The 12,167-nt window shown below is 66.1% G+C and carries 11 protein-coding genes; 10 read left to right on the top strand and 1 reads right to left on the bottom strand.

Annotation, left to right across the window (positions count from 1 at the left end):
- Nucleotides 1-302: 302 nt before the first annotated feature.
- Nucleotides 303-914, bottom strand: coding sequence for a cysteine hydrolase family protein (locus WS70_RS30055; protein ID WP_059471061.1), 612 nt, complete (start codon nucleotides 912-914; stop codon nucleotides 303-305).
- Nucleotides 915-1,090: 176 nt separating this feature from the next.
- On the opposite strand from WS70_RS30055, the gene WS70_RS30060 reads away from it, so the two are divergent.
- The 10 genes from WS70_RS30060 (at nucleotide 1,091) to WS70_RS30105 (ending at nucleotide 12,155) form a co-directional block, all read left to right on the top strand.
- Nucleotides 1,091-2,056, top strand: coding sequence for a GlxA family transcriptional regulator (locus WS70_RS30060; protein WP_059471062.1), 966 nt, complete (start codon nucleotides 1,091-1,093; stop codon nucleotides 2,054-2,056).
- Nucleotides 2,057-2,642: 586 nt separating this feature from the next.
- Nucleotides 2,643-3,674 carry an acyl-CoA desaturase gene (locus WS70_RS30065; RefSeq protein ID WP_059596913.1) on the top strand — a complete coding sequence of 344 codons (1,032 nt, stop codon included), beginning with the start codon at nucleotides 2,643-2,645 and terminating at the stop codon, nucleotides 3,672-3,674.
- Between the two features lie 25 nt (nucleotides 3,675-3,699).
- On the top strand, nucleotides 3,700-3,984 hold the full coding sequence (locus WS70_RS30070) for an acyl carrier protein (protein ID WP_059471064.1): 285 nt from the start codon (nucleotides 3,700-3,702) through the stop codon (nucleotides 3,982-3,984).
- A gap of 12 nt (nucleotides 3,985-3,996) precedes the next feature.
- Nucleotides 3,997-4,917 (top strand): class I SAM-dependent methyltransferase, encoded by a 921-nt coding sequence (locus tag WS70_RS30075; RefSeq protein WP_059471065.1) that lies wholly within the window; start codon nucleotides 3,997-3,999, stop codon nucleotides 4,915-4,917.
- Nucleotides 4,914-5,939 (top strand): acyl-CoA desaturase, encoded by a 1,026-nt coding sequence (locus WS70_RS30080; RefSeq protein ID WP_059471066.1) that lies wholly within the window; start codon nucleotides 4,914-4,916, stop codon nucleotides 5,937-5,939. Before WS70_RS30075 ends, WS70_RS30080 begins: the two co-directional genes overlap by 4 nt.
- 39 nt (nucleotides 5,940-5,978) lie before the next feature.
- Nucleotides 5,979-6,998 (top strand): amidohydrolase family protein, encoded by a 1,020-nt coding sequence (locus WS70_RS30085; RefSeq protein ID WP_059596912.1) that lies wholly within the window; start codon nucleotides 5,979-5,981, stop codon nucleotides 6,996-6,998.
- Nucleotides 6,995-8,812, top strand: coding sequence for a fatty acyl-AMP ligase (locus WS70_RS30090; RefSeq protein WP_059471068.1), 1,818 nt, complete (start codon nucleotides 6,995-6,997; stop codon nucleotides 8,810-8,812). Before WS70_RS30085 ends, WS70_RS30090 begins: the two co-directional genes overlap by 4 nt.
- A gap of 13 nt (nucleotides 8,813-8,825) precedes the next feature.
- Nucleotides 8,826-9,245 carry a PaaI family thioesterase gene (locus WS70_RS30095; protein ID WP_059471069.1) on the top strand — a complete coding sequence of 140 codons (420 nt, stop codon included), beginning with the start codon at nucleotides 8,826-8,828 and terminating at the stop codon, nucleotides 9,243-9,245.
- 6 nt (nucleotides 9,246-9,251) lie between these two features.
- Nucleotides 9,252-10,223 (top strand): alpha/beta fold hydrolase, encoded by a 972-nt coding sequence (locus WS70_RS30100; RefSeq protein ID WP_059596911.1) that lies wholly within the window; start codon nucleotides 9,252-9,254, stop codon nucleotides 10,221-10,223.
- Between the two features lie 273 nt (nucleotides 10,224-10,496).
- Complete coding sequence (locus WS70_RS30105) at nucleotides 10,497-12,155, top strand: GMC family oxidoreductase (protein ID WP_059596910.1); 1,659 nt, start codon at nucleotides 10,497-10,499, stop codon at nucleotides 12,153-12,155.
- Nucleotides 12,156-12,167: the final 12 nt, after the last annotated feature.

Here is a 12,167-nt window from a genome sequence, read left to right on the forward strand (position 1 = left end):
TGCGTCGCGGCGTCAGCCGCGTTCAATGCGATCGTCTTCGTTTCCGCTTCCGTCACCCCGCATCGGCCGCCAACCGCATCGACGCAGCGCGCCGTCGCGCGACCATCAGTGCTTCGAATAAGGACAGCGAATCAGCTTGCCGATCGCATTCGACAGCAGATCCCCGGTTCCTTTCAGCGAATTCCGGGTATACGCCGTCGTCACGCCGGCCTGCCCGTCGGATACGTGCATCCGGCCGTGCGGCGACGATTGTCGTTATCGATGATGGTTCCTCGCGTCGGCCGACGCCGGCCGCGCCCCGTTCAGACGAGCGGCAACTGCAGCACTCGCTCGGTCGTCATCACGTCGCCGAACGTGTCGTCGACGGTCGCGAGCGCCGCGCGGTGCAGGTCGGCATGCGACAGCACGCTGCCGTCCGCGCGATCGAGATCGCGCGTCGCGCACGCGTCGTCGGCGACGATCACGTCGTAGCCGAGCGGCACCGCGTCGCGCGCGGCCCCCGCGACGCACGCATGCGTCATCAGGCCCGTGATGATCAGCGTCTCGACGCCGGCCGCCTTCAGACGCTTGTCGAGGTCGGTCGTCGGAAACGCGCTGACGGACGACTTCCGCAGCACATGATGATTCGTCGCGGGTTGCAGCTCCGCGTGGAATTGCACGCCGTCGCCGTCCTCGGCGAACACCGGGCTGCCCGCAGGCATGACATGCTGGATGTGGAACACGCGGATGCCCGCGCGATCGGCATGCGCGACGAGACGCTGCGTGTTGCGCAGCGCGCGGTCGCCGTCGGGGATCGGCATCTTGCCGCTGAAGTACTCGTTCTGGAAATCGATCACCAGCAGCGCGGTGCTCGCGGCTTCGATCGCCTGCGGAGCGCTCGCGCCGGCCAGGGTGCGAATGGTGGGATGGCTCATCGTGAAGGTCCTGGTGAATGAAGCGCGACGCACGCCCATCGTCCGTCGCTGTGCGTTTCGCCTCCGCGGCGGCGAAACAGACGCAAGTATCCGAGTGCGGGCCTGGTCGCGAAAGTGGCCTTGAAGACAGCATGTGATAGGATCGGGCCACTTTTAGGACTGCCGTCTCATCCGCCATGCATACCGTCGCGGTCATCGCCTTCGAAGGCATCAGCCCGTTCCATTTGTCGGTGCCGTGCATCGTGTTCGGCGACGACCTCGCGCGGCTCGGCGTGCCGCGCTACCGCCTGCTGATCTGCGGCGAGAAGACGGGGCTCGTGCCGACGATGTCGGGTTTCAGCATCGACGTGCCGCACGATCTGTCGGTGCTCGCCGAAGCCGATACGGTGATCGTACCGGCGTGGCGCGATCCCGACGAACGACCGCCCGAAGCGCTGCTGGACGCGCTGCGCATCGCGCACCGGCGCGGCGCGCGGATCGCGGGCCTCTGCCTCGGCACGTTCATCCTCGCGGAAGCCGGCCTGCTGGACGGCCGCACCGCCGCGACGCACTGGGCGTGGGGCGACGACTTCGCGCAGAAGTACCCGAAGATCAAGCTCGACCGAAAAGTGCTGTACATCGACGACGGCAACATCCTCACGTCGGCGGGCACGGCGGCGGCAATCGACTGCTGCCTGCATCTGCTGCGCCGCGATCACGGCGCGGACGTCGCGAACCGCGTCGCGCGCCGGATGGTCGTCGCGCCGCACCGCCACGGCGGCCAGGCGCAGTACATCGAGCAGCCGCTGCCGAAAGCCGCGGCGGACGACCCGCTCAGCACGGCGCTCGACTGGGCGATCGAGCATCTCGAACAGCCACTGTGCCTCGACGCGCTCGCGGCCCGCGCGGGGATGAGCCGGCGCAATTTCACGCGGCGCTTCAAGACGAAGACCGGGACGACGGTGTCGCAATGGCTGCTGAATCATCGGCTGACAGCCGCGCAGCGTCTGCTCGAAACCAGCGACAAGACGGTCGAGCGCATCGCGGAGATCGTCGGCTTCGGATCGACCGTTTCGCTGCGGCAGCACTTCACTGCCGCGTATTCGATTTCGCCGGGGGCGTATCGGAAGCAGTTCGGGCGAGGTTCGGCCGCCGCGAGATGACGCGCCCGGCTCGACCGCATCGCACGGCCATCCGTCGCCGCCGCGCGCCATTTCTTCAAATCGAAAATAGCACGCGCGATGATCCGGCAACCGGCGGCTTGCGCTCCGCCATATCGCGCGTCACACGAATAGATTAAGCACGTCATTGAATCGAAACAGCGTTTGCTTAATAGCGCGCGCACCAATTCGATCTTTCTTATCGTTATTTATTTCAGTTGCGCCCGGTTCCGCCATGCCGGCCGAATCCGATTCCGATCAGCAAGTCGATTCGACTATCGAGTGTTTCTTCGGTTTCCGGAACCGGGCCCAGAATCGGGCCGGCCCGCGATTGATCGATGTCGGCATCAAACTCATCCGCACCGATCGTTCACCGGAACGAAACGAGAGATCGCCGACTAGGAAACGCGAGATGCCCTGGAAACGGTTTCCAGCGATCTTTATCCGGTTCCGCATTCAAATCAAAATTCCACATCGACAAGTTGTTTCGGTATACCAAATACATCAGCGTTGACGATAGGAAAATTCATATTGAGTTTCGAATGCCGTCAATGAAATATGTACCAAACAATTTACTGAGAGATATCCGATGAGTCTCGGCCAGCCTCCGTCTTCAAGCGAGGCGAGCCAGCCCGAGGGTGCGATCGGAAGCGCGATTCCCGCGTCTTTTTCTTCCGCTTCGCATGGCGTGGCTCGCCCGACAAGAATCTTGCCCCGTTCAGCCGTTCGTCTCGATCGCCGTATCGCCGCCGTCGTCACACTGCTTCCCGCGTTGGGCACGGGCGCGGCGATCGCTTTATGGCTCGGCGGCCATGGGCCGGGCGCCGTCGAGCTGATCGTGTTCGCGGTCTTCTATTTCGCGACCGCATTGGGGCTCGAAGTCGGCTTTCATCGCCACGTGACGCACAAGGCGTTCAAGGCGAAGCCGTGGGTGCGGACCGCGCTGATCGCGCTCGGCTCGATGGGCGCGCACGGCCCCGTCAACTGGTGGGCGTCGACGCACCGGCGTCATCATTCGACGAGCGACGGCGACGGCGATCCCCATTCGCCGCACCTGTCGGGCGAAGGCGTCGGCGGCCGGCTCAAGGGTCTGTATCACAGCCACATGGGGTGGCTCTTCGTCGGCGAATCGACGCGGCCGGCGGGTTGGGAGAAATACGTGCCCGACCTTTACCAGGACCCGCTCGTCTTCAGGCAGCACATGGCGTATTACCGCTGGGTCTGGATCGGCCTCGCGCTGCCGCCGCTGATTTGCGGGCTCGCGTCGAGATCGTGGATGGGCGTGCTGCTCGGCTTCCTGTGGGGCGACATGGTGCGGATCTTCGCGGTCAGCCATTGCATCTGGGCGCTGAACTCGCTGTGCCACGTGATCGGCCGGCGCGATTTCCACACCACCGCGCACGACCGCAGCCGCAACAGCCTGCTGCTCGCGATCCCGACGTTCGGCCAGGGTTGGCACAACAACCATCACGCGTTTCCCGCATCCGCTTTCACCGGGCTGCATTGGTGGCAGATCGATCCGGGCGGGCTGTTCGTCTGCGTGCTGGAACGCCTGCACCTCGTCTACGACGTGCATCGTCCGGACGCAGCACTCATCGAAAAGAAGCGCATCGCACCATGAACGACTCTCCACGGGAGCCAGGAAAATGAAGAGCGCCACCTTGAAGGCAGTGGAAATCGACGCAAGAAGCCACGAAGGCATCGTCGACTGGATGACCGGCTATCTGGCAGCCAGACTGCGCACCGACAGCGGCTCGATCGACGTGAACAAGCAGTTCATCGAATACGGCCTCGATTCGGCCGACGCGATGAGGATGGTCGGCGATCTCGAGGATTATCTCGGCTTCGAGCTGTCCCCGAGCCTGCCCTATCAATATCCGACGATCGACGCGCTCGCGCAGGCGCTCGCCAATCTGTCGGCCGGGCGATAGGGAGACCGAACGATGACCGTCCAGCTCGACAACCGGGAAACCGGCGCGCCGTACGGCGCGTCCGCCGACGCGATCCAGTATCACTACGACATCGGCAATGCGTTCCTCGCGCTCGCGCAGGAAAGCGGCCGCAATTACTCGTGCGCGATGTACGAGGAAGGCGATACGCACGAACAGGCGCAGATCCGCAAGCTCGATTACCACATCGCGCAAATCCGGGCGCGCGGCGCGGAACGCGTGCTCGACATCGGCTGCGGCTGGGGCGCGCTGCTCGACAGGCTCGTCACGGTCGCCGGCGTGAAGGAGGTCGTGGGGCTCACGCTGTCGAACGAGCAGCTCAAATATATCGGCGAGCGATACCGGCACCCGGGCATCGACGTGATGCTGCGAAACTGGCAGGACTACGAACCCGATCAGCCGTTCGACGGCATCATCTCGCTCGGCGCATTCGAGCATTTCGCGAAGATCGACGAAGACAAGGTCGAAGCGTATCGGCATTTCTTCAGGAAGTGCCACGATTTCCTGAAGCCCGGCGGACGGCTGTCGCTGCAGACGATGGGCTACGGCGACGTGCCGCGCGACCGGCAGCACTCGGATCTCTTCATCGCGCGCGAAGTCTTTCCGGAATCGGATCTGCCGTATCTCGCGGATATCGTTCTGGCATCCGAAATGCTGTTCGAAGTGGAGCTCGTCCGCAACGATCGCCATGACTATGTGAAGACGATGCGCGCGTGGTTCGAGAACCTGCGCGCGCATCGCCGCGAGGCGCTCGCGCTCGCGCCGCTCGACGTCGTCGAGCGCTACGAGCGCTTGTACCGGACGATGAGCTATTCGTTCGATCTCGGCGCGTTCGTGCTGTACCGGATCACGTTCCGGCGCATCGAGCCGAACCGGATTCACGCCGGACCGCAACATCGGGCGGCCGTCGCATGAAGGACACGCCCGCCGACAGCGCCGGCTGCGCCCAGACGCCCGACGGCGCGGCATCGCCGACCGGCCCGGCGATCTCGTCCACGCCCGGCGATCGCGCGTCCGGACATCTATCGCGCGCGTCGTCGGCGCGGCATCTGGGCGTCGCGTCGATACCGGCGGTCGGCACCGTCGCCGCGATCGCGCTTTGGGCCGGATTCGGCCTGGCACCGCGCGCGCAGGACATCGCGATGCTCGCGATCTTCTACGTGCTCAACATCCTCGGCATGGAGCTCGCGCTGCATCGCTACTTCGCGCATCGCACGTTCAAGGCCGCGCCGTCGGTGAAGATCGCGCTCGCGATCCTCGGCTCGCTCGCGTACATGGGGCCGCTGATGTGGTGGGTCGCGATTCATCGGCTGCATCACGCGAACGCGGACCGGCCGGGCGACCCGCATACGCCGCAGTTGGGCGGGCGCGGCTTCGCCGGCCGCGCGAAGGGCATCCTGCACGGCCACGTTGGCTGGCTGTTCGATCCGTCGTCCGCGCGCCCGAAGGGCTGGAATCAATACGCGAACGACATGTACCGCGATCCGACGCTGTTGCGCATCCATCTCGCATACGACTTCTGGCTGCTGCTCGGCCTGCTGCTGCCGGCCGCGATCGGCGGGCTGCTCGATCTGTCGTGGAAGGGCGCGCTGCTCGGCCTGCTGTGGGGCGGCACCGTGCGGATCTTTCTCGCGACGAACGCGATCTGGGCGGTCAACTCCGTCGGCCATTCGCTCGGCGGCCGCCGGCCGTTTCCCGGCCGCGACCAGAGCCGAAACGCGTGGTGGCTCGCGATCCTGACGCTCGGGGCCGGCTGGCACAACAACCATCATGCATTTCCGCAGTACGCGAGCACGCGCTTCGATCGTTGGCAGATCGACTTGACCGGATCGCTGATCGCGCTGCTCGAACGGCTAGGACTCGTCTGGGACGTGCAGCATCCCGATCGCGACGCGATCCGCGAACGGCTCGCGAACGCGCATCGCAGCGATGCGTAACCCGCATTCTCCTTCCATCGAAATCGACCGAACCTCACGATGACGACACTCAAGATCTTCGATGCGCGCGTGCATATGCTGCCCGACGTCGTCGCGAAGCTCGTCTGGAAGAACTACGCGCGCGACGCATGGAAGATCCGCCACGAACTGCTCGCCGAGCAATCGATCGCCTTCCTGAAGGCGCGCGGGGTCGCGCGCGCGGCCGGCATTTGCTATGCGGCGCAGCCTGGCATCGCGCCGTTCCTCAACGACTTCGTCGCGCAACTGGCGTCACGGCATCCGGCGTTCGTCGTGCCGTTCGGCACCGTGCATCCGCACGACCGCGATTGCGCGCGCGAGACCGTCCGCGTGCTCGACGAACTCGGTTTCGCCGGCCTCAAGATCCACTGCCATCTGTTGAGGATCGCGCCGGACGACGACGCGCTCGCGCCGGTTTTCGAAGCGCTCGCCGAACGCGGCAAGGTGCTGAACCTGCATTCCGGCGCATTCGCAAAAAACAACGCGCAAATGGATGAAATCCGCCGCTTCTGCAATGTCGAACGCTTCCGGCGCGCGATGCGGCGCACACCGCATCTGAAGGTCGTCGTCCCGCACATCGGCTATGACGAAGTTCAGGAGTACGTCGATCTGCTCGACGAATTTCCCAACCTGTACTTCGATACCGCGATGGCGTTCGGCGGCCATCGCGTCGCGACGGGCGAGATCGTGGCCGACGTCAGGCCGCTTCGGGCGACGCGCTATCCGCGCGGCGCGCATCCGCGTCTGCCGACGCCGTGGAAGCCCGCGCTCGAACAGCTCGTGCCGCAGATCTGCGATCGTCCGGACCGGTTTCTGTACGGCAGCGACTTCCCGCTGATCCCGTACGAATGGGATTTCGAAATCGAGCAACTGAAGCGCTACCTGCCGGCGGACGTGCTGCATAAAATCTTGTGGGACAACGCCCACGCGCTGTTCGGCGGCAATGCGGGCAGTACGAACGATGCGGGCGACGCAAGCGCACGCGCGAACGCGCCGGCCAACCTGCTCGCAGCCGCGCCGACCGTGGAGCCGACGCGATGAAGCATCCGGAACCTTCGACAAGCACCGGCGCGCCCGCCGCCGACGCGTTCGCCGATTTCGTCGAACTGACGCGATATCGCGCCGCGCATCAGCCCGATCTTCAGGTCTACACGTTCGTCACGGGCGGCGATCGCGACGAGCGGCATCTTACGTGCGCGGAACTGGACAGGCGCGCAAGCATCGTCGCGGCGGCGCTGTCAGGGATCGCCCGCCCCGGGGATCGCGTGCTGCTGCTGTTTCCGCCGGGAATCGACTACATCGCCGCGCTGTTCGGCTGCATGTATGCGGGCGTCGTCGCGGCGCCCGCGTATCCGGTCGAGCCCGCGCAGGCGGAACGCACGTTGCGGCGGCTAATCGGCATCGTCGGGAATTGTGCGCCGGCCGCGATCCTGTCGACGACGGCCGTGCGCGGCGACGCGACTCGCATCGAAGCCGGTTCGCATGCGCTCGGCGGCCTGCGCTGGATCACGGTCGATACGCTCGCCGACAGCGTCGAGCGCTACGTCCCGCCGCCCGTCAATCATCGAACGCCCGTCTATCTGCAATACACGTCCGGCTCGACCGGCGCGCCGAAGGGCGTGATGATCAGCCACCGGAACCTGCTGCACAACTCCGCGCTGATCGCGAGCCGCTTCGAGCACGACGCGAACAGCCGCGGCGTGATCTGGCTGCCGCCGTATCACGACATGGGCCTGATCGGCGGCATCCTGCAGCCGCTCTACGTCGGCTTTCCGGTAACGCTGATGTCGCACGTCGATTTCCTCAAGCATCCGCTGCGCTGGCTGCGCACGATCGGTGAGCGTCGCGCGACGACGAGCGGCGGGCCGAACTTCGCGTATCAGATGCTCGCGACGATGCGCATCGCCGACGCCGATTTCGACAAGCTCGATCTCAGTTCATGGGACCTCGCGTTCGTCGGGGCCGAACCGATCCGGCACGGCACGCTGGAAGCGTTCTCGCAGCGCTTCGCGCGCTGCGGCTTCGATGCGCGTGCGTTCTATCCGTGCTACGGGCTCGCCGAGCACACGCTGTTCATGACGGGCGGGCTGAAATCGCAGCCGCCCGTCGTCGCAGTCGCGCCGCGCGATGCGGAACCGGCGCGCGAACCGGAAACGCAACGCACGAGCACGGCGATCGGATGCGGCGACGCGGCCGGCGACAGTCTGGTGTTGATCGTCGATCCCGATGCCCGCGTTCCGTGCGATGATGGCCAAGTCGGCGAAATCTGGGCGCAAGGGCCGAGCGTCGCGCTCGGTTACTGGAACAATCGTGAGCTGAGCGCACAGACTTTCGAAGCCGAGCTGCACGGCCATGATGCGCGATTCCTGCGCACCGGCGATTATGGATATCGGTCGGGGTCCGACGTTTTCGTCACGGGCCGCCTGAAGGACATGATGCTGATTCGCGGCGCCAATCATTACCCGCACGACGTCGAGGAAACGATCGAGGCGCTCGACGCCGAACTGTTTCGCCCCGGCGGATGCGCGGTGTTCACGCTCGACACCGATGCGTCACCGCAAGTGATCGTCGTGCGCGAGCTGCGGGCGCGCTATCTGAAGGCGTTCAGCGATGGCGATCATGCAAGCGGCCATGCGCCCGACGCGCTGTTCGGCAAGCTGCGTCATGCAATCAATCTGCACCACGGCATCGCGGTGCACACCATCGTCTTCACGTCGCCGTCGGCGATACCGAAGACGACGAGCGGAAAGGTCCAGCGGCACGCTTGTCGCGAACTGTTTCTCAACGACACGCTGCCGGTGATCACGCAGTGGCGCGCGCAACTCGGCGCGCCGAACGAAACCCGGAAGAACTGACGAGGAACGCAGCATGCAAGAGAAACTGGACGCGGACTACTTCAACCGATTCGGCGCCGATTATCTGCCGGGCCTGCTCGGCATCGTCGTCAACCAAGTCGAGAAAAACCACGTGCTCGCCGAGCTGACCATTCGCAAGGCCGTGCTCGCGCACGGCATCCTCCATGCGGGCACGATCGTCAGCATCGCCGATACCGCGTGCGGCTACGGGTGCCTCGCGAGCTTGCCGGAGGGCGCGTCCAGCTTCAGCACGCTCGAGCTGAAGAGCAACTTCATGGGCTCGGCCCGCGACGGCGCGATCGTCTGCGAAGCGCGCGCGATTCATAGCGGCCGGATGACGCAGGTGTGGGACGCAACCGTCCGGCATCGCGAAACGGACAAGCTGCTCGCGACGTTCCGCTGCACGCAGATGATCCTCTGGCCGACGAAGTAAATCGCGATGAGCACCCCGCGCCTGAAGGACACGCCGCATGCGGCCGCTCGCGAACGGCGTGACGGCATCGACATGACCTGGCTCGATCCGCTGCGGCTCCGTTTCCGCGCGTCGCGGATCAGAGGAGGCTGGGCCGCGCGGTCGCGGCCGGACGTGCGCTTCATCGACGTGCCCACCGCGACGATCCGTGTGCGCGCCGCCGGCCCGCGCGAGAGCGGACAGCCGACGATCGTGCTCGTCTGCGATCCGCCGAGCGTCATCGAGCACTTCGACCGGTTGTTTTCGCTCGTCGCGCCGCACGCGCGCATCGTCTGCTTCGAGCCGCCCGGCTTCGGCTTCTCCGTGCCGAACCGGCAATTCGCGTTTTCGTTCGACGACTACCGCGCCGCGATCGAAGCAATGCTCGCGAGCCTGAACGAAGGACCTTACCTGCTCGCGTTCTCGTGCGTCTGGGCGCATATCGCGTTGCAGATCGCGGCCGCGCAGCCGGCGCTCGTCGACAGGCTGCTGCTCTGGCAAAGCCCCGCGTGGGACGAACAGGTCGCGTGGGCGCGGCACGTCGATGCGCGCAACCTGCTCGCGACGCCTGTCGTCGGGCAGTGCGCGTGCGCGTTCGGCGCGCGGAAGATCGGCGCCGGCTGGTTCCGGCAAGCAATGGCGAAAGACCGTTACCGCGAATTCGCACCGATGCTCGATACGTCGTTCGATCACGGCGCGTTCTGCTGCCTCGGCTCGCTGTGGCAGCGGTTTTATAACGCAGCGCCGCGCGCCGTGCAGGTCGAGCAGCCGACGCTGCTCACGTGGGGTGCGGCGGACCGCACGCATCGGCATAGCGACAAGTGGTCGATCGCGCGGCACGTGCCGCAAGCCGTCCTGCATCCGGGCTTCGAGCAGGCGGGGCATTCTCCGGAGCTCGAGGATAGCGATGCGTTCGCGGCGCTCTTGCTCGACTGGCTGACGGCGAAGCGGGAAAGCTGAGTGCGCCCGGCCGAACGCGTGGCGCGACGCCGAAGATCGGCGCGCGCCCTTCGTCTGGGCACCATGCTTCGCGAGCGCGTTCGATTTCGCAATCGGCGCGCAATGCGCGCCGCCGCTTCGAGCAGCGCGCGCCCATCATGCCGCCACCGCGCGCCGCCCTCCACCGCCCCTCCGCCGATACGGAGCTTCACCGCGACGAACCGATCGCGCCCACTCTCTGCGCGACCCGTTCGCAATCCGACAACAACCGATCGACTTTTTCGAGGACAGCCTATGCCCGCACCGACCCGCCGTCGCGCCGGCCTGACGCGAGATGGACAACAACGCCGCGATTTCATCGACAAGACGCTGAAGACGATCGCCGCCGCACCATTGCTCGGCACGGCATCCGCCGCAGCGGCGGCATCGCCTGCGGGCGTCTACGACTACGTCGTGATCGGCGCGGGCTCGTCGGGCTCGGTGCTCGTCCGACGCCTGATCGACGCGGGCCACAAGGTGCTCGTGCTCGAAGCCGGGCCGACCGACAGCCTGCCCGCGATTCACGAGCCGCCGAGCGTGATGCAGCTCTATCACAGCGAAGTCGATTGGGCGTTCACGACGCTGCCGCAGCATCACGCGGCCGATCAACGCATGGACTGGCCGCGCGGCAAGACGCTCGGCGGCAGCAGCGCGATCAACGGGATGGTGTACGTGCGCGGGCTGCCGCAGGATTTCGACAGTTGGGCGGAACGCGGCGCGGCGGGCTGGGCGTGGCGCGACGTCGAGCCGTATTTCCGCAGGCTCGAACGCTTCCGGCTCGACGATCCGCTGCGCGTGCACGGCCACGACGGCCTGCTCGACATCGGCCGCCCGACGATGACGCCGCTCGCGCACGACTTCGTCGCGGCCGCGACCGAACTCGGCCTGCCCGATCGCGGCGACTACAACGACGGCCGCGACAGCACCGGGGCGGCGCTGTCGCAATTCACGATCCTGCCGGACGGCCGGCGCGCGAGCGCATGGACGTGCTACGTCGAGCCGATCAAAACGCATCCGCGCCTGACGATCGTCACGCAGGCGCGCGTGCTGAATCTGCTTTTGCACCGCCAACACGCGTTCGGCGTGCGCTTCCTGCTGCGCGGCGAAACGATCGCGGTGCGCGCAGAGCGCGAAGTGCTGCTGTGCGCGGGCTCGATCATGTCGCCGGCAATCCTGATGCACTCGGGCATCGGCCCTGCGGCGGACCTCGAACGCGCCGGCATTCGGCCCGTCGTCGATCTGCCGGGCGTCGGCGCGAATCTTCACGATCATGCGGCGTGCTCGATGGTGTGGGAAACGACGCGGGAAAACGCCAAGTCGTTCACGACCGGCATGGAAGCGACCGTGTTCATGAGGACGAATGCGTCGCTCGCGACGCCCGACGCGCAGATCCTGCTGTCGACAAACCCGTTCCTGCCGACCGTCAAGCGCGGCTTCACGCTGGTGCCGATGGCGATCGCGCCGCGGAGCCGAGGGCGCGTGCGGCTCACGAGCGCCGATCCGCTCGCCTACCCGAGCATGGACCCGCGCGTGTTCGCCGATCCGCACGATCTCGAAGTGGTCGCAAAGCAGGCGCTCTTCATCCGCGACGTCGCGACGCGCCCATCGCTCTCCGCATGGGGCGCGCGCGAAGTCGCGCCCGGGCCGTCGGTTTCGACGCTTGCCGCGATGATCGGCTATGCGAAGCAGTCGGCCGCGACCGGCTATCACCAGGTCGGCACCGCGCGAATGGGCGTCGATGCGATGGCCGTCGTCGATCCGCAATTGAAGGTTCGCGGCGTGTCGGGACTGCGCGTGATCGACGCGTCGGTGATGCCGACCGTGACGTCCGGCAACACGAACGGACCGGCGATGATGATCGCGGAGAAGGCGGCGGATTTGTTGCTTGGGATCGGGCGATCGCGCGGGAAGTGACGATTTCGCTGC

Origin of the sequence: Burkholderia mayonis (assembly GCF_001523745.2) — a bacterium.
GTDB lineage: Bacteria > Pseudomonadota > Gammaproteobacteria > Burkholderiales > Burkholderiaceae > Burkholderia > Burkholderia mayonis.